The organism is Pseudomonas sp. H3_E07, from assembly GCF_054668895.1.
This window is the reverse complement of the sequence record NZ_CP162795.1, coordinates 5,835,494-5,861,252: the sequence shown is the minus strand read 5'-3', so window position 1 is coordinate 5,861,252 and position 25,759 is coordinate 5,835,494. Positions and strand designations below refer to the sequence as shown.

Annotated in this window: 23 protein-coding genes and 1 pseudogene; 16 read left to right on the top strand and 8 right to left on the bottom strand. The window is 60.8% G+C overall.

The genetic code is table 11. From position 1 onward, the window contains the following. Nucleotides 1-101: 101 nt before the first annotated feature. On the top strand, nucleotides 102-461 hold the full coding sequence (locus AB4O08_RS27185; protein ID WP_044287208.1) for a winged helix-turn-helix transcriptional regulator: 360 nt from the start codon (nucleotides 102-104) through the stop codon (nucleotides 459-461). 58 nt (nucleotides 462-519) lie between these two features. Here the strand turns inward: AB4O08_RS27185 and AB4O08_RS27180 are convergent, their stop codons facing one another. Both AB4O08_RS27180 and AB4O08_RS27175 read right to left on the bottom strand, forming a co-directional pair. Further along, entirely contained in the window at nucleotides 520-1,224 is a 705-nt protein-coding gene (locus AB4O08_RS27180; RefSeq protein WP_460114879.1) for a methyl-accepting chemotaxis protein, read from the bottom strand. Nucleotides 1,225-1,425: 201 nt separating this feature from the next. Then, nucleotides 1,426-1,506, bottom strand: a pseudogene (locus AB4O08_RS27175) (hypothetical protein); the annotation flags it as partial. A gap of 787 nt (nucleotides 1,507-2,293) precedes the next feature. On the opposite strand from AB4O08_RS27175, the gene AB4O08_RS27170 reads away from it, so the two are divergent. Together AB4O08_RS27170 and AB4O08_RS27165 are read left to right on the top strand one after the other, a co-directional pair. Continuing rightward, complete coding sequence (locus AB4O08_RS27170) at nucleotides 2,294-3,502, top strand: multidrug effflux MFS transporter (RefSeq protein WP_021493144.1); 1,209 nt, start codon at nucleotides 2,294-2,296, stop codon at nucleotides 3,500-3,502. A 196-nt stretch (nucleotides 3,503-3,698) separates the two neighbouring features. Then, nucleotides 3,699-4,556: an SDR family oxidoreductase gene (locus AB4O08_RS27165; RefSeq protein WP_031291352.1), complete on the top strand. Its 858-nt coding sequence runs from the start codon at nucleotides 3,699-3,701 to the stop codon at nucleotides 4,554-4,556. Between the two features lie 129 nt (nucleotides 4,557-4,685). Here the strand turns inward: AB4O08_RS27165 and AB4O08_RS27160 are convergent, their stop codons facing one another. Next, complete coding sequence (locus AB4O08_RS27160) at nucleotides 4,686-5,600, bottom strand: site-specific integrase (RefSeq protein WP_045792094.1); 915 nt, start codon at nucleotides 5,598-5,600, stop codon at nucleotides 4,686-4,688. A gap of 108 nt (nucleotides 5,601-5,708) precedes the next feature. Then, nucleotides 5,709-6,533, bottom strand: coding sequence for a M949_RS01915 family surface polysaccharide biosynthesis protein (locus AB4O08_RS27155; protein ID WP_460114546.1), 825 nt, complete (start codon nucleotides 6,531-6,533; stop codon nucleotides 5,709-5,711). Between the two features lie 413 nt (nucleotides 6,534-6,946). On the opposite strand from AB4O08_RS27155, the gene arnC reads away from it, so the two are divergent. The 11 genes from arnC (at nucleotide 6,947) to AB4O08_RS27100 (ending at nucleotide 19,542) form a co-directional block, all read left to right on the top strand. Further along, nucleotides 6,947-7,981: an undecaprenyl-phosphate 4-deoxy-4-formamido-L-arabinose transferase gene (gene arnC, locus AB4O08_RS27150; protein WP_032882817.1), complete on the top strand. Its 1,035-nt coding sequence runs from the start codon at nucleotides 6,947-6,949 to the stop codon at nucleotides 7,979-7,981. Next, a complete protein-coding gene (gene arnA / locus AB4O08_RS27145; RefSeq protein WP_010210427.1) occupies nucleotides 7,978-9,969 on the top strand; it encodes a bifunctional UDP-4-amino-4-deoxy-L-arabinose formyltransferase/UDP-glucuronic acid oxidase ArnA in 1,992 nt (663 codons plus the stop codon). The genes arnC and arnA overlap by 4 nt, the downstream gene beginning before the upstream one ends. Next, on the top strand, nucleotides 9,969-10,853 hold the full coding sequence (arnD, locus tag AB4O08_RS27140; protein ID WP_042572391.1) for a 4-deoxy-4-formamido-L-arabinose-phosphoundecaprenol deformylase: 885 nt from the start codon (nucleotides 9,969-9,971) through the stop codon (nucleotides 10,851-10,853). Before arnA ends, arnD begins: the two co-directional genes overlap by 1 nt. Continuing rightward, complete coding sequence (arnT, locus tag AB4O08_RS27135) at nucleotides 10,850-12,505, top strand: lipid IV(A) 4-amino-4-deoxy-L-arabinosyltransferase (RefSeq protein ID WP_460114545.1); 1,656 nt, start codon at nucleotides 10,850-10,852, stop codon at nucleotides 12,503-12,505. Before arnD ends, arnT begins: the two co-directional genes overlap by 4 nt. Then, a complete protein-coding gene (arnE, locus tag AB4O08_RS27130) occupies nucleotides 12,502-12,849 on the top strand; it encodes a 4-amino-4-deoxy-L-arabinose-phosphoundecaprenol flippase subunit ArnE (protein ID WP_010210422.1) in 348 nt (115 codons plus the stop codon). The genes arnT and arnE overlap by 4 nt, the downstream gene beginning before the upstream one ends. Beyond that, nucleotides 12,846-13,247, top strand: coding sequence for a 4-amino-4-deoxy-L-arabinose-phosphoundecaprenol flippase subunit ArnF (gene arnF, locus AB4O08_RS27125; protein ID WP_010210419.1), 402 nt, complete (start codon nucleotides 12,846-12,848; stop codon nucleotides 13,245-13,247). Before arnE ends, arnF begins: the two co-directional genes overlap by 4 nt. Further along, entirely contained in the window at nucleotides 13,244-14,623 is a 1,380-nt protein-coding gene (locus tag AB4O08_RS27120; protein ID WP_028616173.1) for a UDP-glucose dehydrogenase family protein, read from the top strand. The genes arnF and AB4O08_RS27120 overlap by 4 nt, the downstream gene beginning before the upstream one ends. A 3-nt stretch (nucleotides 14,624-14,626) precedes the next feature. Beyond that, nucleotides 14,627-16,249 carry an ArnT family glycosyltransferase gene (locus AB4O08_RS27115; RefSeq protein WP_460114544.1) on the top strand — a complete coding sequence of 541 codons (1,623 nt, stop codon included), beginning with the start codon at nucleotides 14,627-14,629 and terminating at the stop codon, nucleotides 16,247-16,249. A 182-nt stretch (nucleotides 16,250-16,431) separates the two neighbouring features. Next, nucleotides 16,432-17,142: an HPP family protein gene (locus AB4O08_RS27110; protein ID WP_010210415.1), complete on the top strand. Its 711-nt coding sequence runs from the start codon at nucleotides 16,432-16,434 to the stop codon at nucleotides 17,140-17,142. A gap of 141 nt (nucleotides 17,143-17,283) precedes the next feature. Then, on the top strand, nucleotides 17,284-18,387 hold the full coding sequence (locus AB4O08_RS27105; protein ID WP_010210414.1) for an enoyl-CoA hydratase/isomerase family protein: 1,104 nt from the start codon (nucleotides 17,284-17,286) through the stop codon (nucleotides 18,385-18,387). 3 nt (nucleotides 18,388-18,390) lie between these two features. Beyond that, nucleotides 18,391-19,542, top strand: a complete 1,152-nt coding sequence (locus AB4O08_RS27100; RefSeq protein WP_010210413.1) for an acyl-CoA dehydrogenase family protein — start codon at nucleotides 18,391-18,393, stop codon at nucleotides 19,540-19,542. 61 nt (nucleotides 19,543-19,603) lie between these two features. On the opposite strand, the gene AB4O08_RS27095 is transcribed toward AB4O08_RS27100, so the two are convergent. Genes AB4O08_RS27095 through AB4O08_RS27080 form a run of 4 tightly spaced genes read right to left on the bottom strand, consistent with a single transcriptional unit; the run spans nucleotide 19,604 to nucleotide 23,490 of the window. Continuing rightward, nucleotides 19,604-20,377, bottom strand: coding sequence for an enoyl-CoA hydratase (locus tag AB4O08_RS27095; RefSeq protein ID WP_010210412.1), 774 nt, complete (start codon nucleotides 20,375-20,377; stop codon nucleotides 19,604-19,606). Between the two features lie 11 nt (nucleotides 20,378-20,388). Next, nucleotides 20,389-21,516, bottom strand: coding sequence for an acyl-CoA dehydrogenase (locus tag AB4O08_RS27090; protein ID WP_021493134.1), 1,128 nt, complete (start codon nucleotides 21,514-21,516; stop codon nucleotides 20,389-20,391). A 9-nt stretch (nucleotides 21,517-21,525) separates the two neighbouring features. Then, nucleotides 21,526-22,710 carry an acetyl-CoA C-acyltransferase gene (locus AB4O08_RS27085; protein WP_460114543.1) on the bottom strand — a complete coding sequence of 395 codons (1,185 nt, stop codon included), beginning with the start codon at nucleotides 22,708-22,710 and terminating at the stop codon, nucleotides 21,526-21,528. Nucleotides 22,711-22,722: 12 nt separating this feature from the next. Further along, complete coding sequence (locus AB4O08_RS27080) at nucleotides 22,723-23,490, bottom strand: SDR family NAD(P)-dependent oxidoreductase (protein WP_010210408.1); 768 nt, start codon at nucleotides 23,488-23,490, stop codon at nucleotides 22,723-22,725. 200 nt (nucleotides 23,491-23,690) lie between these two features. Between AB4O08_RS27080 and AB4O08_RS27075 the strand changes: the two genes are divergently transcribed. Further along, nucleotides 23,691-24,584 carry a bestrophin family protein gene (locus AB4O08_RS27075; protein ID WP_460114542.1) on the top strand — a complete coding sequence of 298 codons (894 nt, stop codon included), beginning with the start codon at nucleotides 23,691-23,693 and terminating at the stop codon, nucleotides 24,582-24,584. A 70-nt stretch (nucleotides 24,585-24,654) separates the two neighbouring features. After that, nucleotides 24,655-25,713, top strand: a complete 1,059-nt coding sequence (locus AB4O08_RS27070; protein ID WP_021493132.1) for a tetratricopeptide repeat protein — start codon at nucleotides 24,655-24,657, stop codon at nucleotides 25,711-25,713. Nucleotides 25,714-25,759: the final 46 nt, after the last annotated feature.

Here is a 25,759-nt window from a genome sequence, read left to right as displayed (position 1 = left end):
TGAGCTCCAATGAATAAGGTTGAGGCCCAACTGTAGATCTGCGCTATTCTTTTGAATAGTATGCACCTTTTAGTAAGTACCCCCTCGGAGCCTTCATCATCATGGCTAACAACTCATTCAACTGTGGCCTGGAAGCTGCGCTGGCGGTGATTGGCGGCAAATGGAAACCCCTGGTTCTGTTCAACCTGGCGCAGAATGTTCATCGATATGGCGAATTAAGACGCGCGATTGGCGGCGTGACTGACAAAGTGTTGATCCAGCAACTCAAGGAGTTGGAGCGCGACGAGATCATTGCTCGTGTGGACTTTCACGAGATACCGCCGAAGGTCGAGTACTCCCTCACGCCCTTCGGCCAGTCCTTGGCTACGGCGCTGGGCGGGCTGTGCCAATGGGGTACGCAGCATATGCAAACGGTTGAGCGCATCGCCGAACGACGCACGTCTGCCCTCTCCCGATCCTGAGCCCCTGCCTGATATCCAACTCAACTAAATGACTATTTAGTTGAGTTAAATCAATAAGTTAGAGTCTGAATCGATCGACGGACTGTGACAGCTGGCCTGCCAAGCTAGACAATTCGTCCGTCGTCGACGCCGTCTGGCCGATTACGCGACTGTTGCTCTCTGACATCTGCGCAATCTTCTCCACCTGATGGGCAATTTCATTGCTGGCCAGGCTCTGCTCCCCGATGGTTCGGGATATATCGTTGACCATCTCGGTGGTATTCAAGGTGGCCTGGAGAATCTCACGAATTGAGCGCTCCACATCAGCGGTCACCGCCATGCCCTTATCGACCTGAGCAACGCCCTCCTCCATGCTGGCGACGGCTTCGCGCGTGCTTTGCTGGATACGCCCTACCATGCTGGCAATTTCCTGGGTCGAGGCACTGGTGCGCCCGGCGAGGTTGCGTACTTCATCGGCGACCACGGCGAAACCGCGCCCCTGCTCACCGGCACGGGCGGCCTCGATCGCGGCATTCAGGGCCAGCAAATTGGTCTGGTCGGCGATTCCCTTGATCACCTGGATAATGCTGTAAATCGCCTCGGACTCCTTGTCCAGCGTGCGGATTACCTGGGCGGACTGTTGCGCGGAGCGGGCAATGCCGTCCATGTCGCTGACCACCTGATGAATCACCTGGCCACCGTCCTTGGCCAGTGTTTCAGCCTGGTTGGCCATGGCCAATGCTCGCTCGGCATGCCGAGTGATTTCCTCAATGCTCGCGGTCATTTCACTCGCGGCAGCGGCCATGGCGCTTGCCGCCGCGCTTTGTTGCTGGCTGCTGCCAGCCACTTCATGACAGCCGTGGCTCAGTTGCTCGCTCGTGGTATTGACGCCATGGGCGTTGCTGCGCACCACGTCGATCATGCCGCGCAAATCCCGTTGCATGGTGGCGAGGCTGCGAATCAATGCACTGGCTTCATCTTTGCGCACGGGTTCGACAATCGGTTCGCTCAAGTTGCCATGAGCAATGCTGTCGGCAATCCGGCTGGCCGTTTGCAGCGGTCCCATGATGCTGAGGATGACCCAGCGGCCCTGGGCCAACAGCAATATAAGGCTGGCGATCAACACCACGCCAAGGGTGAAGTTGGCGGCACTGATGCTCTGCCGAGTGCCGACACTGGCCTGCTGGGTGTTGTTTTCGATCAGCTCACTGAGCGTCGCCATCTGATCTTCAAGCTGGCTGAAGGCGGCGTTGAACGTACCCAGTTCGCCCCGAGCGGCGTCGGGGTCATCCAGCGCCAGGGTGACGATGCGCTCGCCGGTACTTATATAGTTGTCCAGGCTGGGTTTGATTTTTTCCAGGTTTGCCTTGAGCGTGTTGTCCAGCGGCAGCTTGAGGTTATCCGCCAACACCTGGCGAAAGTGCTCGGCATGTTCCTTGAGCGAATCGCTGACCTGCGCCTTCGTGCTGGTACTTTTACCCAGGCCCACCAGTATGGCCGACAGCACATCCGCGCGCAGGGCGTCGTGCATCATGTCGGCTTCCATATGGTTGCGCAGCGCCGTCATGCTGAGCTCGCTGTCCTGCACGGCAGTGCCCATCCGAGTATTTCCCAGGTAGCCGGCCAGGCTCATGATCAAGGCCGTAAGCAGTCCGGTCGCTATCAACAGCATCAGGCGTAGTTTGATCGTCATGCTGATATATCCCCGTGCCTGGTCAGTCGGTTGGGAACCCAACCGCAGAAGCCTCGCTGGTCATGTTATCGGCCAACCATACTGCTTATTGAAGCCTAAGTTTGCGGATCTGCGCAGATCCCTTAAGCTGACCGACCTTTGCTCCGCCCGGAACTGCCCCATGTCTCGACGTATCGCCCACCTCGCCTTGCTGCTGGGTTTGATCACCGCAGTCGGCCCCTTCGCCATCGATATTTACCTGCCAGCCTTGCCGACTCTGGGCGCAAGCCTGCATGCCTCACCCGCGCTGGTGCAGATGAGCCTCACTGTGTTTTTCGTCATCGTTGGGGTGTGCCAGCTGTTCTACGGGCCGATCAGTGACGTGTTTGGGCGCAAACCGCCGATTTACGCAGGCCTGGTAATTTTTGCCGTGGCAAGTGTCGGGTGTGCGCTGGCACCGACCATCGAAACACTGATCGCCTTTCGCGCCCTGCAGGCGTTTGGTGCGTGCGCGGGCATGGTGATTCCGCGGGCCATCGTGCGTGACTTGTACACCGGGCATGAAGCGGCGAAGCTCATGGCGTTGCTGATGCTGGTGATGAGCGTCTCGCCGATCCTTGCGCCGCTCGCCGGCAGCCTGGTGATCGCGTTGTGGAGCTGGCGTGAAGTGTTTGCCGTGCTGGCCGTCGTTGCCGTGGCCTGCCTGGTGATGACCATCGTGCAACTGCCCGAGACCCATCCGGCCGAACGTCGATTGGGCAAAACCCTGGGCAATGCGTTCAGCAGCTATGGCGCGTTGTTGCGCGACCCGGTCTTTATCGGTTTGTCGGTAGTGTGTGGTTTTGGCTTGGCGACCTTCTTCGTGTTCATCGGCAGCGCACCGTTCGTGTACATCGAGTATTACGGCCTGACGCCGACCCAGTTCAGCCTGGGTTTTGCCCTGAATGCCGCCTCGTTTTTCGCCATGAGCCAGCTGACCGCGCGCCTCACTGCACGCTTTGGCCTGGCGCCGTTGATCCGCTGGTCGGTGGTGGCCGTGGCGGCGGTCATGGCCTTGCTGGCGGCCACCACGCTATGGGTCGATAGCCTGGCCTTGATGATGACGCTGCTGTTTATCGGCTTCGGCTTTCTCGGCCTGCTGCTGCCGGCAGCCGGTGTGTTGTCGTTGGAGGATCATGGCGCGGTGGCCGGTTCTGCCTCGGCCCTGCTCGGGGCGATCCAGATGATCACGGCAGCCCTGTCCATGACGGTGGTCGGTGTGTTCGCCGATCACACACCCGCGCCGATGCTGATAGGCATTGCGCTATGCGCCATCGCAGCGATGCTCACCACGCTGTGGACCTTGCGCCGCCTGCCCACTCACCTGGCCAGTGCCCCGCCCTCCTCCTGATCGCTGCCCGTCTGCGCAGCAGGTTCGGATCTCGAATCTTGACTGCGCCTATGGGGCAACATCAACGCGTGGAAACACCCTGTATGCATAAGTCTGAAGCCAACCACTCGTCGGGCTTCAATGGCATCCATTACAACTATCGTCCGGCGCAAAACTACTAATCCCATAGCACCTTTGGAAACCTATGGAGATTGAAATGACTGACTACCCTCGCCCACCCTTCGCGCCGCAAGCTCAGAACGTGCCAGGTTCGCAGAAAAAAATGGACCCTTACCCGGATTGCGGCGAGCAAAGCTACAAGGGCTCCGGCCGGCTCGCCAACAAGATCGCGCTGATCACCGGCGCCGACAGTGGCATCGGCCGTGCCGTGGCGATCGCTTTTGCGCGCGAAGGCGCGGATGTGGCCATCGCTTATCTGGATGAACATGAGGACGCCAGGGAAACTGCACGCTGGGTCGAGGAAGCCGGACGCCAGTGCCTGTTGCTGCCCGGTGATATCGCGCAGAAAAGCGTATGCCAGTCGCTGGTCGACAAGACGGTCGAGCAATTCGGCCGTATTGATGTGCTGGTCAACAATGCAGCATTCCAGATGAGCCATGAAACGCTTGAAGAGATCTCAGACGAGGAATGGGTGAAAACCTTCGATATCAACATCACAGCCATGTTTCGTATCTGCAAGGCTGCCGTGCCGCATATGAAGGCGGGCAGTTCGATCATCAATACATCGTCGGTCAACTCGGACATGCCCAAGCCGACGTTGATGCCCTACGCCGCCACCAAGGGTGCAATCGCGAACTTCACGGGTGGTCTGGCGCAGTTGCTCGGCAGCAAGGGCATTCGCGTCAACAGCGTAGCGCCGGGACCGATCTGGACGCCGCTGATTGTGGCGACCATGACCGATGAAGACGTGAAGAGCTTCGGCAGCGAAACCCCGCTGGGCCGTCCGGGCCAACCGGTGGAAGTCGCGCCGATCTATGTGCTGCTGGCCTCGGATGAAGGCAGCTATATCTCTGGGTCGCGTTATGCGGTCACGGGCGGCAAGCCTATCCTCTGACCTTTACACCTAACCCTTGTGGGAGCGGGCTTGCTCGCGAATACGGCGTATCAGTCACCGGACTTTGACTGACAAACCGCCTTCGCGAGCAAGCCCGCTCCCACATTTTGATCTTCATCATGCCGGACGTTACAGATCAAACCGATCCACCGCTCGCCGCCGCTCGTTGTCGTCACGCACGTCATAGCTGGCGGTGGTCTGGATATTGGTGTGATGCGCCAGTTTCTGTGCAATCGACAGGTCATGTTCTTCAATCACCCGAGTAATGAACGAGCGGCGGAAGTCATGGGGCATGATTTTCACGCCTACCTGCTGGCCGCGCTGGCGGGCGATGTAGTAGATCGCATGCTTGGTGATGCGCTCGCGGGTGATATGGCTGCCGCGGCGGATGCGGTTGAACAGGAAACTGTCGTCCTGCTCGCCTTCCTTGAGTTGCTCGCGGCGAAACGCCAGCCACGCCTGCAACTTGGCGAATGCCCAGTCCGGCGCGTACTTGATCAACTCCTTGTTACCCTTGCCGATCACCCGCAGGCTGCGCTCTTCGAAGTTGATCTGCGCCAGGTCGAGGTTGACCGACTCCGACTTGCGCATGCCGGAGCCATACAGAATGCCGATCACCGCGGCATCCCGCAGGCCCTGGGGCCGAGGGTCGGCAGCGCAGACTTCCATCATTTCGCGGATCAGGCTGCGCCGCAGGTTGCGGCCCTGGCTCAGGCGCGTGCCCGGTGCAGCCTTGACGGTGCGCATGCGCAACAGGTGTTCCTGGCTGATCAGGTTCAGCCGCCAGGCTTCGTTCATCACACCGCGTACCGCGTTGACATATAACGATGAGGTATTCGGCGCGTAGCCGTCCTCACGCAAGGCAGCGACCAGGGCGATCACGTGTTCGGGCTGCAGCAGATGCCAGTCGATGTCTTCAAGGTTAATGTCCTCGAAGCCCAGGCGGTCGGCCGCGTCTTGCAACACGTAGCGCATGGTCAGTTGGCTGGAGGGTGCCAGGCGGGTGAGGTAAAGGGTCAGCGGGTTGCAGATAGACTCAGTCAAGGTAGATCAGCCTTTGGATTAAATACCTCGAACAAGCCTTTGATTAATCGAGGTATTTAGTGAATTGGCGAAGGCCGAGTCTAACCCAGGACCGGCCCAGGCACAAAATCACGGGGCCGTGTCGTCATCTTCGGTAGGATCCTGCGGCTGGACCTGGGTCTGGCTCCAGTCGCTGTCCTGCTTCTGCATCAGCGCGAACCAGTGTTGACGCATGAACGTCAAGTAAGCCTCAGGGGCTTTGGCAAAATCCTTTTCATCGCCATAACAACCCGGCAACGGCAACTCGGTGCCCTGCTCCTTGTACTGGCTGACCAGTGCCTGCTGTCCGGCCACGCTGCAATCCTTGGGCAACGGCATGCCGCGCAAGGCGCCAGCCTCTTCGTCCCACCAGGCAGCCCCCACGCGGTCCAGGCCGCGCAGACGGAATTTCTGCGACTTGCCGACATGCATGATCAGCTTGAATTCGTTGGGGCTAACATCGCTGGTGCAGGTTCGCGAATAGCCCACGGTGGCCTGGGTGATGCCGTCGCCGGTGAGGTCGGTGACCTTGGTCGCCGCCCTGTCAAAATGCAGGGCGGCGTCGAATTCGCAATGCTGCACGTCGTCGTAGAGCATCCACACACGCTTGGGGCGGTTGCCGTCGATCAGGTATTGCGCCGCATACACGAACCCCGACTGGGTGCCGTCGTCGTCACGCTCGCTGACCTGCTCGGCGAGCACCAGCAGGTTCTTGCCTTGTTTATCGTCCCAGGTGTAGGCGGCGATCTGCTTGCCGCGCACTTCCACGCCGTCCGGCACTTGATCGATGCTGGTCAGCGCCACGCCGTCATCGGCCTGGACCGCCGTGACACTGGCCACGCTCATCAACAACGCCATCAACGATCCCATCAAAGCAGGCCGCAATTGGCCGCGTAAAAGCTGCACGCTATTCATCCGATCACCCTGGCAAGAGACGGCTTACTTTACCGGCACTTGGGGCGCATTGCAGAGAAGATTCTTCACTAAAATTCGTTGGCTGAGCGTAGACGCTCAAGTTGAACCAAACGTCCTACAAACAGTTCCTATTTCCCCCACTAACTAAAGTCGACAACCCGTTAGTTGCTTAGCTGAACCCTAGCTGTCTACCTGTCAAATAAACGAGTTTTTCATCCGCCTTTCATATCTGTTCCACATTTTTACGCTTAATCTTAAACACAGTACTTCACGGCAAGCCGCGCTATATCGTCTAACCTATTGATTACGCTTCACCTTTGGCGCCGTTTCTTAACCTGCGGCCTGGACGTTCGCCCCAATGATTGCTGCTGTTTCCACGCTCCAAGATGCTCTAACCCCGAGGTCATGAATCTTTGAAACCCTACCCTATTCATTGCGTGTCGATCGTTATCCCGGTCTACAACGAACAAGAGAGCCTGCCTGAATTGCTGCGTCGCACCACTGCGGCCTGCAAGCAGCTGGCCTACGAATACGAAATCATCCTGGTGGATGACGGTAGCCGCGACAATTCGGCCCAACTGCTGGAAGACGCTGCGGCTGAAGACGGCAGCAACGTGGTGGCGGTGATCCTCAACCGCAACTACGGCCAGCATGCGGCGATCATGGCCGGTTTCGAGCAGTGCCGGGGCGACGTGGTGATCACCCTTGACGCCGACCTGCAAAACCCGCCCGAAGAAATCCCGCGCCTGGTGGACCAAGCCGCCCTCGGTTACGACGTGGTTGCGACCGTGCGCAATAATCGCCAGGACTCGGCCTTCCGCCGCTGGCCTTCGCGCTTGATCAACCTGGCCGTGCAGCGCTCCACCGGCGTGGCCATGACCGATTACGGCTGCATGTTGCGCGCCTACCGCCGCACCATTGTCGACGCGATGCTGGCCTGCCGCGAGCGCAGCACCTTTATCCCGATCCTGGCCAACGGCTTTGCCCGCCACACCACCGAGATCCTGGTGCACCACGCCGAGCGTGAACATGGCGAATCCAAATACAGCGCCATGCGCCTGATCAGCCTGATGTTCGACTTGCTGACCTGCATGACCACCACCCCGCTGCGCCTGCTGTCCATCGTCGGCTTCAGCCTGGCGGCGCTCGGCATGCTGTTTGCCCTGGCGTTGATCGTCATGCGCCTGGCCTTTGGTGCCGACTGGGCCGGTGATGGCTTGTTCGTACTGTTCGCCGTGCTGTTCGTGTTCACCGGTGGCCAATTCATCGGCATGGGCCTCTTGGGTGAATACCTGGGCCGCATGTACAGCGATGTGCGCGCCCGTCCGCGCTTCTTTATCGAAAAGGTGCTGCGCAACCAACCGGCAGCACCGGCTCCCGTGGTCGTCGTTGACGGCCTGGTGTCTTCCCATACTTCTACTTCTTCTGCTGATCAGGTCCAATCATGAGTTCAAAAGCTGTTGTATTCGCGTACCACGACATTGGTTGTGCAGGCCTTGAAGCGCTGCTCAACACGGGTTACGAAATTGCTGCTGTGTTCACCCATGCCGACGACCCGAAGGAAAACAACTTCTACGGTTCCGTTGCTCAACTGTGCGCACGCAACGGTATTCCAGTGCACGCTCCGGAAGACGCGAACCACCCGCTGTGGGTCGAGCGCATCGCCAAGCTGAACCCGGACTACATTTTCTCGTTCTACTACCGCAACCTGCTGAGCGAGCCATTGCTGGCCACCGCACGCAACGGCGCATTCAATCTTCACGGCTCGCTGCTGCCCAAATACCGTGGCCGCGCCCCGGCCAACTGGGTGCTGGTCAATGGCGAAAGCGAAACCGGCGTAACCCTGCACCGCATGGTCAAGCGTGCCGATGCCGGCGCGATCCTGGCCCAACAGAAAGTCGTGATCGATCGCACTGATACCGGCCTGACCCTGCACGCCAAACTGCGCGACGCCGCCAGCAACCTGCTGCGTGACGCCCTGCCGCAACTGGCTCAAGGCAAGCTGGCGGAGACCGCCCAGGACGAAAGCCAGGCCACTTACTTCGGTCGCCGCACCGCCGCCGATGGCAAGCTGGAATGGAAAAAACCGGCTGAAGCATTGTTCAACCTGGTTCGCGCCGTGACTCAACCGTATCCGGGCGCTTTCTGCGCGGTCGGCGAGCACAAGCTGATCGTGTGGCAAGCCGAAGTGGTCAAGGGCAACGATGGCCAGGCGCCGGGCCGCGTGATCAGCGTCAACCCGCTGCGCATTGCCTGCGGTGAAGACTCCCTGGTGATCAAGTTCGGCCAACGCAATGACAACGGCCTGTACCTGGCCGGTCCTTCCCTGGCCAACGAATTGGGCCTGGTGGACGGTTCCGTGCTGCGCGGCGCCGAGTCCGGCCGCAAGCCACGGCGTACCCGTGTGCTGATCCTGGGCGTGAATGGCTTTATCGGTAACCACCTGTCCGAGCGTCTGCTGCGTGACGACCGTTACGAAGTCTATGGCCTGGACATCGGCTCCGACGCCATCGAGCGCCTGCGCAGCCACCCGAACTTCCATTACGTGGAAGGCGATATCAGCATCCACACCGAGTGGATCGAGTACCACATCAAGAAGTGCGACGTGGTCCTGCCGTTGGTAGCCATCGCCACGCCGATCGAATACACCCGCAACCCGCTGCGCGTGTTCGAGCTGGACTTCGAGGAAAACCTCAAGCTGGTGCGCTATTGCGTCAAGTACAACAAGCGCGTGATCTTCCCGTCGACCTCCGAAGTCTATGGCATGTGCCAGGACCAGTACTTCGATGAAGACACCTCCAACCTGGTGGTCGGCCCGGTCAACAAGCAACGCTGGATCTACTCGGTCTCCAAACAACTGCTCGACCGCGTGATCTGGGCCTACGGCGCCAAGGGCCTGAACTTCACCCTGTTCCGTCCGTTCAACTGGATGGGCCCGCGTCTCGACCGCCTGGACTCCGCGCGCATCGGCAGCTCCCGTGCGATCACCCAACTGATCCTGAACCTGGTGGAAGGTACGCCGATCCGTCTGTTCGACGGTGGTGAGCAGAAACGTTGCTTCACTGACATCGCCGACGGTATCGAAGCCCTGGCGCGCATCATTGATAACGACAACGACGCGTGCAACGGCCAGATCATCAACATCGGCAACCCGGAAAACGAAGCCAGCATCCGCCAATTGGGCGAAGAGCTGCTGCGCCAGTTCGAAGCGCACCCGCTGCGTGGCAACTTCCCGCCGTTCGCCGGTTTCCGTGACGTGGAAAGCAAGGCGTTCTACGGCACCGGTTACCAGGACGTGGCACACCGCAAGCCAAGCATCGAAAACGCCAAGCGCCTGCTGAACTGGGAGCCGACCGTAGAGATGAGCGAAACCATCGGCAACACGCTGGATTTCTTCCTGCGTGAAGCGATGCTCGAAATCGCGGACAAAAAGTAATGGATGCAGGTCTTCGCATCGACGTCGACACCTACCGCGGCACCCGTGAAGGTGTGCCACGGTTGCTCGAATCCCTGGACGAAGCCTCGGTAAAAGCGACGTTTTTCTTCAGTGTCGGGCCGGACAACATGGGGCGCCACCTGTGGCGCCTCATCCGCCCGCAGTTCCTGTGGAAGATGCTGCGCTCCAACGCCGTCGGGCTGTATGGCCTGGATATCCTGCTGGCTGGTACCGCCTGGCCGGGCAAGCCGATCGGTCGCGACCTGGGGCACCTGATGCGCCAAGCCAAGGCGGCCGGGCATGAGGTCGGCCTGCACGCCTGGGATCACCACGGCTGGCAGGCCAACACCGGGCGCTGGAGCGAAGCGCAGTTGGTCGAGCAAATTCGACGCGGCGTGGAGAGCCTGAGCGACATCCTTGGTGAGCGCATTGACTGTTCAGCGGCCGCCGGTTGGCGCGCCGATGAACGCGTGGTGCAAGCCAAGCAAGGGTTCAACTTTCGCTACAACAGCGATTGCCGCGGCACTAGCCTGTTTCGTCCCACCTTGGCCGATGGCAGTGCGGGCACCCCACAGATTCCGGTGGACCTGCCGACCTTCGACGAAGTCGTCGGGCCGGTAGTGGCTGCCAAGGACTTCAATACGTTCATCCTCGACCGCTTTGCCGAGTCGAAGCTCAACGTCTACACGATCCACGCAGAGGTAGAAGGGATTCTGATGGCCAATGAGTTCCGCCAGTTGCTCGCCCAGGCAGGGCAGCGCGGCATCGATTTCAAACCGTTGGGCGAGTTGTTGCCGGCGGACCTGACCACCCTGCCCCAGCAACAGCTGGTGCGCGGCGCCTTGCCCGGTCGCGAGGGTTGGCTTGGAGTGCAGCAGGCATGATTCGCCGTTGGGCCCTGCCCCTGCTCCTGCTGGCGTTTGGCGTGTTTTACCTGCTGCCACTGGCTACCCATGGTCTGTGGATTCCGGATGAAACCCGTTATGCGCAAATCAGCCAGGAAATGCTGCTGACCGGAAAATGGGCGTCGCCGCACTTCATGGGTATCCGTTACTTCGAGAAACCGGCGGCCGGTTACTGGATGATCGCGCTGGGCCAGGCGATCTTCGGGCAGAACCTGTTCGGCGTGCGGTTTGCGTCGGCGTTGAGCACCGGATTGAGCATCCTGTTGGTGTACCTGGTGTCGCGTCGGTTGTGGAATGACCCGCAGAAGAGCCTGATCAGCACTGTGCTGTACATGAGTTTTGTCAGCGTGGCGGCCCTGGGCGGTTATGCCAACCTCGATCCGCAGTTCACGTTCTGGGTGAACCTGACGGGCGTGGCCTTGTGGTTTTGCTTTGACAGCACGACCCGCAATGGACGACTCGGCGCCTGGGCGCTGTTGGGGTTTGCCTGCGGCATGGGTTTCATGACCAAGGGCTTTCTGGCGTGGCTGCTCCCGGTGTTGATCGCCCTGCCCTATGCGATCTGGCAACAGCGTTTCCGCGAGCTGCTGGGTTATGGCCTGGTGGCGGTGGTGGTGGCGATTGTCATCAGCTTGCCGTGGGCGCTGGCTGTACACCTGCAAGAGCCCGACTACTGGCACTTCTTCTTCTGGCACGAGCATATCCAGCGCTTTGCCGGTGACGACGCCCAGCATGCCGAGCCGTTCTGGTATTACCTGCCGTTGCTGGTGGCGTTCTGCCTGCCATGGGTGGCGTTGTTGCCGTCCACGCTCAAGCAGGCCTGGCAGGACAAACGCAGCGCAAAAGTCGGCTTTGTGTTGCTGTGGCTGCTGATGCCCCTGGCGCTCTTCAGCCTGGCCAAGGGCAAGCTGCCCTCCTACATCATGCCGTGCCTGCTGCCCTTGGCGTTGTTGATGGGCAATACCCTGACCGACAAACTGGCCCAGGGCCGTTACCGCGCAGTGCGTATCAATGGCTGGTTGAACCTGATCATCGGCGTGGTGATGCTGCTGGCGCTGAGCTGGTTCCAACTGAAAAAACCGGTGTATGAACACGGTCAGGAAACACTCAGCCTGGTACTGGTGTTCACATTCCTGTTCGGCTGGATCCTGGTCAACCTGCTGCAGGCCGCACAGCCGCTTCGCTTGTGGGCGATGCCAGTGCTTGGCAGCTGGCTGATGGTCGCCCTGTTGCCAGCCGCGCTGCCGCACTCAGTGGTTTACAACAAGACCCCCGACCCATTCATCATCGATCACCTGCAGGAACTGCAACCGGCCACTGCACTGTTGAGCAATGACCTCGGCGCCGCATCGGCCTTGTCGTGGCGCCTGGCACGGCCGGACGTGACGCTCTACAACACCGTCGGTGAAGTCAAATACGGCCTCGCCTACCCGGATGCCGGGCATCACAAGGTGGATATGCCTCAGGTTCAGCAGTGGATGAGCGATGCGCGTAAAAAAGGCACGGTCGGTGTGGTGATGCGCGTCAAAGGTGACGATGAGCGAGCCGAAATCGCTTTGTTGCCCAGCGACGGCCAGCGCTATGAGCAAGGCAATATAGTGATCCTGATCTTCCCGCAGGTGACGCCGTGATCACCTTGCTGCTGTTAGTGGCCGCGTGCCTGCTGACCTGCATGGGCCAGGTGTCGCAGAAATTCGCCGTGGAAAGCTGGCGTGACCTGCCAGACGGCTGGGCGCTGAAACTGCGTTCGCCGTGGTTGTGGTCGGCGCTGATGTGCCTAGGTCTGGGCCTGTTGGTGTGGCTGCTGGTGTTGCAGCGCCTTGAGGTGGGCATTGCCTACCCCATGCTCAGCCTGAATTTCGTGCTGGTCACACTGGTGGCGCGGTTTGTCTTTGATGAGCCCATCGACGGCCGTCACTGGTTGGGCGTGGCGCTGGTGATCGGCGGTGTCGTGCTGCTGGGGCGTCACGTATGAGCCGGGTTCAAGGGTTTGCCCTGGCCCTGGGCAGTGTCGGCCTGGTCAGCGCCGCCCAATTGGGCATGCGCTGGAGCATGACGCGCTTGCCGCTGCCCAACCAGTGGCTGAGCGTCCAGATTGATCTCGACGCCCTCGGCGTGGTGCTCCTGGCGATTCTGGCCTACGCGCTGTCGATGCTCTGCTGGCTCGGCGCGCTCAAGCACCTGCCACTGGGCCGTGCCTATTCACTGTTGAGCATCAGCTACGCCCTGGTGTACCTGCTGGCGGCCAGCCTGCCGGTGTTCAACGAAGACTTCTCCATTTCAAAAACCCTGGGGGTGGCTTTGGTCATCCTCGGTGTGCTGGTTATCAACTCTCGTCGTGCTAGCGCTACAAGTCCCAGGAATGCCCCATGAAAATCAGTGTATTTGGTAGTGGTTACGTCGGTCTGGTGCAGGCCACTGTGTTGGCCGAAGTCGGTCACGATGTCATCTGCATGGACGTTGACAAGAACAAGGTCGAGTCTTTGCAGAAGGGCCATGTGACGATCTTCGAGCCGGGGCTGGCGGCGATGGTCAAGGAAAACCTGGAAAGCGGGCGGCTGCACTTTACCCATGACGAGAAACTCGCGGTCGAGCATGGCGAAGTGCTGTTTATCGCCGTGGGTACGCCGTCGGACGAAGACGGTTCGGCGGACTTGAAGTACGTGCTGTCGGTGGGCGATGCCGTGGCCCGTCATCGCAAGGAACCGGTGATCCTGGTGGAAAAATCCACCGTGCCCGTCGGTACTGGCGACACCCTGCGTGCGCATATCGAGAAAGCCCTGCACTTGGCCGGTCGGCACCTGGAGTTCGATATCGTCTCCAACCCGGAATTCCTCAAGGAAGGCTCGGCCGTGGCCGACTGCCGCCGCCCGGACCGCATCATCATCGGCTGCGAGCGCGAAGAAGTGCGCGAGGTGATGCGCGACCTGTATGCCCCTTTCAATCGCAACCATGACCGCATCATTTTCATGGACCTGCGCAGCGCCGAGCTGACCAAATACGCCGCCAACTGCATGTTGGCCACCAAGATCAGCTTCATCAACCAGATCGCCGAGCTGGCCGAGCACCTGGGCGCAGACATCGAAGCCGTGCGCCTTGGCATCGGTGCCGACTCGCGCATCGGTTACCACTTCATCTACCCCGGCTGCGGCTATGGGGGGTCGTGCTTCCCCAAGGACATGCGCGCCCTGATCCACAGCGCCAAGCAAGCCAACTGCTCCAGCGACCTGCTGGAAGCCGTGGAAGCCATCAACCAGCGCCAGAAGAGCAAATTATTCGAACGCATCAATGCATTCTTCAAGGGCAACCTGCGCGGCAAGACCTTTGCCCTGTGGGGCCTGGCGTTCAAGCCGAACACCGACGACATGCGTGACGCGCCCAGCCGTGTGCTGATGGAAGCCTTGTGGGCGGCTGGCGCCAACGTGCGCGCTTTCGATCCGGAAGCCATGCAGGAAACCCAGCGCATCTATGGCGACGATCCACGGCTGATGCTGATGGGTACCCCGGAATCCACCCTGGGCGGCGCCGACGCGCTGATCGTCTGCACTGAATGGCAGCAGTTCAAGGCGCCGGACTTCGACCTGATCCACCAGCGCTTGAAAACCCCGGTGATCTTCGACGGCCGCAACCTCTATGACGGCGAGCGCCTGGCGCGCAAAGGCTTCCAGTACTACCCGATCGGCCGTGGCGACTCCTGCCAGTTGCCGATTCCGCAGCAGCAATGGTTGCCGCAGGTCGTGGAAGCCTAAGACGTGAACACTGCCCAACCGTCGCTGTTAAGCCCCGCGATCCGCCGTCAATCCCTCGGCTTGGGATTGCTGGCGTTGCTGCTGTTCATCGCCGGCAACTGGCATCAGGCAATCATCGGCTTCGACTCACGCTTCGTGCTGTTTGCCCAGGAGATGCTGCGTCATGGGCCCGGTTTCTTTCCGACCACCTATGGCCAGCCTTACGCGGATTACCTGGCTACCTCGACGTTGATGACGTGGCTGGTGTCTTTGCCGTTTGGCGAGGTCACCCGCTTTACCGCCTGGCTGCCTACGGCCATTGCCTCGGCGTTGATCGTCACCCTGGTGTACCGCCTGACGGCCCCTTACTCCCAGCGCTGGGGACTGTTGAGCATTGCGATGCTGTTGCTGAGCAGCAGTTTCATCAGCGAAACCCGCGCGGTGTCCCTCGACCAGATGTTGGCCGCAATCGCCCTGGCGGTGTTCTATCTGGGGTACGCCCACGACCACTTCGGTGCAGGTAAGCGCCTGCATTGGCTGTACCTGCTGCTGATTGTCGGCTTTGCAGTGCGTGGGCCGATTGGGCTGGTCGTTCCCACTGGCGTGTTGTGCAGCTATTACCTGATCAACCGCCAATGGCGCCCACTGTTCAGCTTCGGATTGCTTGCGCTGGCGTTGCTGGTGGCCTGTGTCGGCTTGCTGTTGTTGATGGCCAAGCTGAGTGGCGGCGAGCGCTTCATGCAGGATGTGATTCGCATGCAGTTCCTCGGGCGCATGGATGGCAGCGAAGGTTCCAGCGGCGTGCTGTATTACTTCACCAGCTCCCTGGGCAACTATGCCCTGGCGTATCCGATGGCCGTGCTTGTGCTGCTGGCCATGGTGATCAGCGGGCGCCGGGCGCCGGGGCCGGCCTTGCAGTTGGTGTGGTACTGCGCTGCCGCAGGCTTGCTGGTGATGCTGGGCTTGTCGATCCCACAGGCGAAAAAGGCGCGGTATGTACTGCCGATGTTGCCCATGGCGGCGATGATTGCGGCGTATCCGTTCCAAGTGGCGCACGGGCGGTTGTTTGCCTGGTTGCGTGGGTTGATGCTGGGCATCTGGACGTTGTTGCCGACGCTGTTGATCGCCGGATTGCTCTTCGCGCGGCCGCGCTACCCGGAACATTTGAGTCATTTGGGCTGGGTGTACGGCGTGCTTGGGGGGCTGCAGGGAGTGGCGCTGCTGGCGCTGTTCAAGTCGCAACTGCGCCAGGTCGGACCGGCTTTTGCCGCGGTACTGGCGGTATGGGCCACTTATATCCTGGTGGTCGAACCGCTGGAACGCAGTGTCTATGACACACGCACCTTTACCCTGCAGGTGCATGAACAGGTGATGCAGCAGCGTGCTCCCGTGGTGTTGCACGGCCTGGGCAAAGACGCCAAGGCGATCAAATACATGGTCAACCTCGACTGCGACCAAGTACCGTTATTCACTCAGCAAGCGGCCGAGCTGAAGCCCATCCAGGCGCCAGCCTGGCTGGTGATGAGTCAAGCGGATTACGAAGGCTTGCAGGACCTGCGCTTTCGCAGCATCACGCCCACCCTGGTCGGTGAGTTTGACCGCAACCCTTACGTACTGCTGCACTTGGCCAAACCGCCGCAACCTTAAAGACTGCGCCGGCCTTCAATTCATTATTTTTGCACTCAACCTGCATCAATATGCATTGGCGCGGTTCTTCCAAGGTGGGCACACTGCACGGGTTCCTTCCCCCAAATGTTGGAACCTTCAAAGGGCTTTTCCGGGCAACCAGACAAGCCTTTTTTTTGCCCGCTGTTTATGGACCCCCTTCAATGTTCGCTCGCTGGTTCCCCGCTGCTATCAACACCCGCCCCACTGAATGGAGCCGTGCCGCCATCGGCATGGCCTTGGGCACCCTCCTCAGCGTCTGGCTGTGTGCCCAAGTGTTTGGCATGGAGGTGGCGTTGCACCTGCTCGGCCCCCTCGGCGCCTCGGCGGTGTTGTTGTTCGCCGTGTCGTCCGGTGCACTGGCGCAACCCTGGTCGATCATTGGCAGCTACCTGTGCGCGGGCGTGATTGCGTTGCTGGTGGCCCGCGTCCTGGGTCCCTCCCTGGGCGGCGCCTGCCTGGCGGCCGGCATGACGGTGGTGCTGATGTGCTGGCTGCGTTGCCTGCATCCGCCAGCCGGCGGATTGGCGATGACACTGGTGTTGGCGGACCCAGCTTCCGCCGCCCTGGGCTGGTATGAATTGGGCGCCGTGCTGCTCGGTGCCGGCGCCTTGCTGGCCTGCGCGCTGGTTTACAACAACGCGACACGCACGCGCTACCCAAAAGGCGCCGTTGAAACACCCGCGCCTATCTTGGGCAACCCCAAGGCCGCTCGAGACCCAGCGATTACTGCCGACGATCTGAAGCTGGCGCTGTCCGAAATGGAACAATTCTACGATGTAGAGCCCACGGAGCTGGAAGCGTTGATCCACGCCGCAGAAACCCACGCCCGACGCCGCAGCATCGGTGAGGTACTGGCCAGTCGGGTGCCGTGAGGCACTCATCCATTCACTGCATAAATGCAAAAACAACCTGCATGATTGACGGTTGTACTGGGCAAATTTGCACTGGTACGATCGCGAGATGGTTCGTCCGCGAACATCTTGATAAAGAACAATAAAAGCAGGGAGTTATCGATGACTGCTCAGGTTTCATCCGAGGCAAGCCACGCAGAAACACTTCAGGACGAAGTCCTCGCCGAGGTCCGTAACCATATCGGCCACCTCACCCTCAATCGCCCCGCCGGCTTGAACGCCATTACCCTGAACATGGTGCGCAGGCTGGCGTCCCAGCTAAAAGCCTGGGCCGATGACCCGCAGGTGTACGCCGTAGTCCTGCGCGGCGCCGGTGAAAAAGCCTTCTGTGCCGGCGGCGACATCCGTTCGCTTTACGACAGCTTCAAGAATGGCGACACCCTGCACCAGGACTTCTTCGTCGAGGAATACGCACTGGACCTGGCCATCCACCATTACCGCAAACCGGTCCTGGCACTCATGGACGGGTTTGTCCTGGGGGGCGGCATGGGCCTGGTGCAAGGCGCCGACTTGCGCGTCGTTACCGAGCGCAGCCGCCTGGCAATGCCGGAAGTGGCCATCGGTTACTTTCCTGATGTGGGCGGCAGCTACTTCCTGCCGCGTATTCCGGGTGAGCTGGGGATTTACCTGGGGGTTACCGGGGTGCAGATCCGTGCGGCCGATGCGCTCTACTGCGGGCTGGCGGATTGGTATCTTGAGAGCAGCAAGCTTGCCGACCTGGACAATAAGCTTGACCGCCTGCAATGGCACGACTCGCCACTCAAGGACCTGCAAGGTGTGCTCGCCAAACTGGCGGTGCAGCAACTCCCCGACGCACCCCTGGCCGTCTTGCGCCCCGCCATTGACCACTTCTTCGCGTTGCCGGATGTGCCGAGCATTGTTGAACAACTGCAACAAGTCACCGTGGCCGACAGCCACGAATGGGCCCTGACCACCGCCCACCTGATGCAGACCCGCTCACCCCTGGCCATGGCCGTTACCCTTGAAATGCTGCGCCGCGGGCGTCGCCTGCCCCTTGAGCAATGTTTTGCCCTGGAGCTGCACCTGGACCGCCAATGGTTCGAACGCGGCGACCTGATCGAGGGCGTGCGCGCGCTGATCATCGACAAGGACAAGGCCCCGCGCTGGAACCCACCGACTCTGCACGGACTGGCCCTCAGCCATGTAGAAAGCTTCTTTCATAACTTCAAGAAGGTTGCGAACTAAGTCATGCAAGATATTGAATATACTGAAGAACAGGTGATGATCCGCGACATGGCACGTGACTTTGCCCGTGGTGAAATCGCCCCCTATGCCCAAGCCTGGGAAAAAGCTGGCTGGATCGACGATGCCCTGGTCGCCAAGATGGGCGAACTGGGCCTGCTGGGCATGGTGGTGCCGGAAGAATGGGGCGGCACCTATGTCGATTACGTCGCCTACGCCCTCGCCGTGGAAGAGATCTCCGCTGGCGACGGCGCCACCGGTGCGCTGATGAGTATCCATAATTCAGTGGGTTGCGGGCCAATCCTCAATTACGGCACAGAGTCGCAGAAGCAGACTTGGCTGGCTGACCTCGCCAGCGGCCAAGCGATTGGCTGCTTTTGCCTGACCGAGCCCCAGGCCGGTTCCGAAGCCCACAACCTGCGCACCCGTGCAGAACTGCGCGACGGTCACTGGGTGATCACAGGCGCCAAGCAATTCGTCAGCAATGGCAAGCGCGCCAAATTGGCGATCGTGTTTGCCATCACCGACCCTGAACTGGGCAAGAAAGGCATCTCGGCGTTCCTGGTACCCACCGCAACACCCGGCTTCGTGGTGGACCGCACCGAACACAAAATGGGCATTCGCGCTTCTGACACCTGCGCGGTCACCCTCAACCAATGCACAGTGCCCGAAGCCAACCTGCTGGGTGAGCGTGGCAAAGGCCTGGCGATCGCCCTGTCCAACCTGGAAGGCGGACGCATCGGCATTGCCGCCCAGGCGCTGGGAATCGCCCGGGCGGCGTTTGAGGCGGCGTTGGCTTACGCCCGTGATCGCGTGCAGTTCGACAAAGCAATCATCGAGCACCAGAGCGTGGCCAACCTGTTGGCCGACATGCAAACCCAGCTCAATGCCGCCCGCTTGCTGATCCTGCACGCTGCGCGACTGCGCAGTGCCGGCAAACCGTGCCTGTCGGAAGCCTCCCAGGCCAAGCTGTTTGCCTCGGAAATGGCGGAGAAAGTCTGCTCGTCAGCCATGCAGATTCATGGCGGCTATGGGTATTTGGAGGATTATCCGGTGGAGCGTTACTACCGGGATGCGCGGATCACGCAGATTTACGAGGGGACCAGCGAGATTCAGCGGATGGTGATTGCCAGGGAACTCAAGCACTACCAACTGTAAACCCGACTTGTAGGAGCCGGCTTACCGGCTCCTACAGGTTTGTGGCAGGTGGGAGACCGGGTTATCTGTCTTTAAAGTCCGGCGCTCGCTTGGCCACAAACGCCGCCATGCCTTCCTTCTGATCCTGCGTTGCAAATGCTGCGTGGAACACCCGGCGCTCAAACCGCACGCCTTCCGACAGGCTCACTTCAAACGCGCGGTTGACGCTTTCCTTGACCATCATGCTGATCGGCACTGACTTGCCAGCAATCAAAGTGGCGACTTTCAGCGCCTCTTCCAACAGCTCATCCGCCGGCACGATGCGCGCGACAATCCCGCAGCGCTCGGCTTCCACCGCGTCGATAAAACGCCCGGTCAGGCACATTTCCATGGCCTTGGCCTTGCCCACCGCGCGGGTCAGGCGCTGGGTGCCACCCATGCCCGGCAGTACGCCCAGGTTGATTTCCGGCTGACCGAACTTGGCGCCATCGCCTGCCAGGATGAAGTCGCACATCAACGCCAGCTCACAGCCCCCGCCCAAGGCAAAACCGTTCACCGCGGCAATGATCGGCTTACGGCGGTTGGCGACGCGGTCGCTGTCGCTGAACAGGTCGTCAAGATAGATCTGTGGGTAGGTCAGCTCGGCCATTTCCTTGATATCGGCACCGGCGGCGAAGGCCTTCCTGGAACCGGTCAGCACAATGCAGCCGATTTGCGGGTCGGCTTCCAGGCCATCCAGCGCCTGGTTCAATTCACTGACCAGTTGCGCGTTCAGGGCGTTCAAGGCTTGCGGGCGATTGAGGGTAATCAGCCCAACGCGGCCTTGGACTTCGAGCAAAATGGTTTCGTAACTCATGTATCGGCTCCTTAGAGGTTGCGTGAGATGACCATGCGCTGGATATCGCTGGTGCCTTCGTAAATCTGGCAGACCCGCACGTCGCGGTAGATCCGCTCCAGCGGGAAGTCGCTCAGGTAACCGTAACCGCCCAGGGTTTGCAAGGCGGCCGAACAGACTTTCTCGGCCATTTCCGAGGCGAACAGCTTGGCCATCGAGGCTTCCACCAGGGCCGGCTTGCCGCTGTCACGCAGCGCGGCTGCGTAATGCACCATCTGCCGGGCGACCGCAATTTGCGTGGCCATGTCCGCCAGGCGGAAGGCCACGGCCTGATGTTCAATGATCGGCTTGCCGAAGCTTTCACGCTCGCGGGCATAGTCGCGGGCCGCTTCAAAGGCGGCGCGGGCCATGCCCACCGCTTGCGAGGCGATGCCGACGCGGCCGCCCTCAAGGTTGGCCAGGGCAATCTTGTAACCTTCGCCCTCTTCCCCTAGGCGGTTGGCGACCGGCACCTTTACGTCCTCGAACAGGATCTGGCAGGTGTCGGACGCATGCTGCCCGAGCTTGTCTTCGACCCGTGCCACGCTGTAGCCCGGCGAATCGGTCGGCACGATAAACGCGCTGATCCCCCGTTTGCCCGCCGCCGGGTCAGTCACGGCGAACACAATCACCACCCCGGCGTTCTGCCCGGAGGTGATGAACTGTTTGCAGCCATTCAGTACGTAATGGTCACCTTCCAGACGCGCACGGGTTTTCAAACTGCTGGCGTCGGAACCTGCCTGGGGTTCGGTGAGCGCAAAGGCGCCGAGCATAGCGCCGCTGGCCAGGGGCTTGAGGAACTGCTCTTTCTGCTGGTCGTTACCGAACTTCAGGATCGGCACGCAACCGACCGAGTTGTGCACGCTCATAATGGTGGAGCAGGCGCCGTCACCCGCAGCGATTTCTTCCAGGGCCATGGCGTAGGCCAGGTAGCCGGTGTCGCAACCGCCCCACTGTTCCGGCACCAGCATGCCGAAGAAACCCAGCTCGGCCATTTCACCGATGGCTTCCTTGGGAAAGCGGTGCTCGCGGTCCCATTCGGCGGCAAAGGGTTTCAGGCGTTCCTGGGCAAATTGCCGGGCCGCGTCGCTGATTTGCAGTTGTTCTTCATTGGGCAACATGGTCAGTCCTTAGTACAGGCATTCGACGGCCATGGCCGTGGCTTCACCACCGCCGATGCAAATGGCTGCAACGCCACGCTTGAGGCCGTTCTGTCGCAAGGCCGAGAGCAGCGTCACCAGAATCCGCGCACCCGATGCACCGATCGGATGCCCCAGGGCACAGGCGCCGCCGTGGATATTGACCTTGGCGTGGGGGATGTCCAGCTTGCTCATGGTCACCAGGCTGACCACGGCAAAGGCTTCGTTGATCTCGAACAGATCGACTTCACCCACGTTCCAGCCGGTCTTGGTCATCAACTTGCGGATAGCGCCCACCGGCGCCACCGGGAATAATCCCGGTTCATCAGCAAACGCTGCATGCCCATGAATCACGGCCAAGGGCTTGAGGCCGCGCTTCTGGGCCTCGGACTGGCGCATCAGCAGCAAGGCCGCCGCACCATCGGAAATCGAACTGGCGTTGGCCGCCGTCACTGTGCCGCCGTCGCGGAACGCCGGCTTCAGGCTGCTGATCTTGTCCAGCTTGGCCTTGGGGGGCTGTTCGTCATGCAGGATGGTTTTCTGCTCTTTGCCTACGGTGACCTGCACCGGGACTATCTCGGCGGCAAAGTTGCCATGGGAGATCGCCTCTTGCGCACGGGTCAGGGACGCGATGGCAAACGCGTCCTGGGCCTCGCGGGTGAAGCCGTTGTGCAGCGCGCAGTCCTCGGCAAAGGTGCCCATCAGGCGGCCCTTGTCGTAGGCGTCTTCCAAACCGTCAAGGAACATGTGGTCGAGCACCTTGCCGTGCCCCATGCGGTAGCCGCTGCGGGCGCGGTCCAGCAGGTACGGTGCGTTGGACATGCTTTCCATGCCACCGGCGATGACCACATCAACGCTGCCGGCCAGCAGCGAATCATGCGCCAGGATCGCGGCTTCCATGCCCGAGCCGCACATCTTGTTGAGGGTGGTGCAGCGCGTGGCCTTGTCCAGGCCCGCGCCCAACGCCGCCTGGCGTGCGGGTGCCTGGCCGAGGCCAGCGGGCAGTACGCAGCCGAACAGCACTTCATCCACGACATCGGTGGCGATACCGGCACGCTCGACCGCCGCACGAATGGCGGCGGAACCCAGCTGCGGCGCTGTCAGGCCCTTGAGATCACCCTGGAACCCGCCCATGGGCGTGCGCACGGCGCTGACAATAACGATGGGGTCGGTCATGGGAACTCCTCCTTATTTGGCCGCCATGCGCAAAGCACCGTCGAGACGGATCACCTCGCCATTGAGCATGCTGTTCTCGATGATGTGCCGCACCAGCGCGGCGTATTCGGCGGGTTTGCCCAGGCGTGGCGGAAACGGCACGCCCGCAGCCAGGGACTCGCGCACTTGCTCCGTCATGCCGGCCATCATCGGCGTTTCAAAGATACCGGGGGCGATGGTCATGACGCGGATACCAAACCGCGCCAGTTCTCGCGCGGCAGGCAATGTGAGGCTGGCGATGGCGCCCTTGGACGCAGCATACGCCGCCTGGCCGATCTGCCCGTCAAACGCGGCGACGGAGGCGGTATTGATGATCACACCGCGCTCGCCGTCGGCATTCGCCTCGGTTTCGGCAATGGCGGCGGCCGCCAGGCGTAACAGGTTGAAGCTGCCGATCAGGTTGACGTTGATCACCTGGGCGAAGCTGGCCAGCCCGTGAGGGCCGTCCTTGCCGAGGATTTTCTCGCCACGCACCACACCGGCGCAGTTCACCAGCCCATGCAACCCGCCAAACGCCGCAACGGTGGCCTGCACGGCGGCTTCGGCGGCCGCTTCCTGGCTGATGTCCGCCACGGCGCTGCGGGCATTCTCACCCAGCTGCTGGGCCTTGGCCGCCACGGCATCGGCGTTGAGGTCCACCAGCATCACCTTGGCACCTGCCGCTACCAACATTTCAGCAGTGGCCGCGCCGAGGCCCGAGGCACCGCCACTGACCAGGAAGATCTTGTTTTCAATCTGCATTGTTATTCTCTTTAACAGTCCGAATCGTCGAAATAGTCGCCCCAGAGCGCCACTGCGGCAATGGTCAAAGCCCTCAACCTGCCTGACTGGTTTGGCCAGTCATCGACCCCGCCGATCAGCCCGTCAGCTCAATCGATTGGACGGGCGCAGTGCGTGCTTCTAACCTGATGGGCTGCACCGACACAGAAGCCCGCCCCTGAATGATAGTCCGACCCAAACCCAACCTCCTGGGCATCCTGTTTTCCCTCAAGGGGTCAATAGCCAAGCGCATCGCCTTGCGCAGCCTGTTAGTCACCTTGCTGGCCTCGGTGATCGTGCTGGTGGAAACCCTGCATCCGGCGTATTTCTCCAAGGTCAATGCCACGCCATTCACCTTGCTCGGGCTGTCGCTGTCGATTTTCATGAGCTTTCGCAACAACGCCTGCTATGACCGCTGGTGGGAGGGTCGCAAGCAGCTGGGGCAGATGATCATCGATGTGCGCTCGTTGATCCGCGAAACCCAAGTGCTGCGGGATCCGGCCGAACGTGCGGGTTTGCTGCGAAGCGTGTGCGGCTTCGCCCATGGCCTGGTTGCACGGCTGCGGCATGAAGATGAAGCCCAGGCCATTAAGCCGTGGAGCCAGTTCCAGGCCAACCATCCCAACCTGCCCGACAACCTGCTGCAACAGGTCGGCGCACGGTTTAGCGCATTGGCTGAACAAGGCGTGATCAGCGAATGGCGCTACACACAGTTGGAGGCGCGCCTGGTCAGCCTCAGCCAGGTGCAGGCGTCCTGCGAGCGGATCAAGAGCACGCCGCTGCCCTTTCCCTATACCTTGTTGCTGCATCGCACTATTTACCTGTTCTGCATCCTGCTGCCGTTTGCCATGGCCGAGCCGTTGGGTTGGTTGACGCCAGTGTTCACTGCCATCGTCAGCTACACGTTTTTCGGCCTCGATGAAATCGGTGATGACCTGGAGGACCCATTCGGCTTTGACGAAAACGATCTGCCCTGCAATGCCCTCCTGCGCACGCTGGAGCGCGAAGTATTGGCCGCCCTTGGTGAAACCGATCTGCCACCGCCTTTGGAGCCGGTGGAATACGTGTTGACCTGATGCGGGTTTGACACCTGCCGTGGTCTGACCGAAGCTGACGGCTTTGCTGCCCACGCTTTCGGACGCCTGCATGTCAAAGTCACGCCGTTACTCCATCGTCGGCCTGTGCGCCCTGCTGTTGATTGTGCTGATCACTTGGTATTTCTCCCGTGCCACCCCGGTGGCCGTACCGCCCACCATTGCCCATGGTTACTCCAAGGCCCTGAAACAGGCGCGGAATGGCGAACCTGGCGCAGCGCGCGTGTTGTACCAACAACTGGGCCGGCCGGACCTGTCCCCCGAGCGCCGTGCTGCGTTGCATGCAGAACTGCCCAACTACCCCAGCCCGCAAGCCCTGAAGCTGGCGGACAAAGACCTGGCCAGCGAGTCGCCCCTGGTGCGCGAGGCGGCCATTCACAGCATTGTCGGCCTGGTGCCGACCGGCCAGCGCACGTTGTTGCTCGGGCCGGTGCTCGACGACCCCGAACAAGCAGTTCGATTTGCTGCCGCCAATGCCTTGCTGGGCCTGTCACCTGACACGCTGGGTCTGTACTTCGGGCCATTGCAGCAGGTCCTCGATGAGTTCGTGAAAAAGCTCAAGGCCCAGCCCGAAACGGCCGAAGGTTGGATTCAACTGGCGCGCCTGTACATCCACAGCGCTCTGTTGCCGGAAGCGCAAAATGCCCTGGAGCAGGCCATGCGCTTGCAACCGGACAACTTGCAAGCCGTTGTGGCGCAGATAGAGTTACTGGATAAACAAGGTAAGACCGACGAGTCCCGCCAGTTATTGGCACGCCAATTGGCGGCGCACCCTGAGTCGGCCTACCTGCAGCACGCCTTGGGCATGTGGCTGTTGCACCACGGCGAGAGGCCCTATGCCCTGCTCGGTCTGTCTAAAGCCGTAGAGTTGGAACCGGACAATCAGGATTATCGCTACGACCTCGCCACCACCCTGCATGCCCAGCAGGAACTGGAGGCGGCCCAGCGGCAACTGGAAGAAGTCGTCCAGCGTCACCCTGCCAATCGCAAGGCACGGGTGCTGCTGATCAATTACTGGAAGGAAAGCGGCCAGTTGCAGAACGTCCAGGTTCTGCTCGCACAGCTTGAGCAACAGAATCCGGATGATCCCGCGCTGCAACAAGGTCTGTAGGTTCAGGTTAAACACGTGTAAACCCAGGCCCTTGTTGCACAAATTC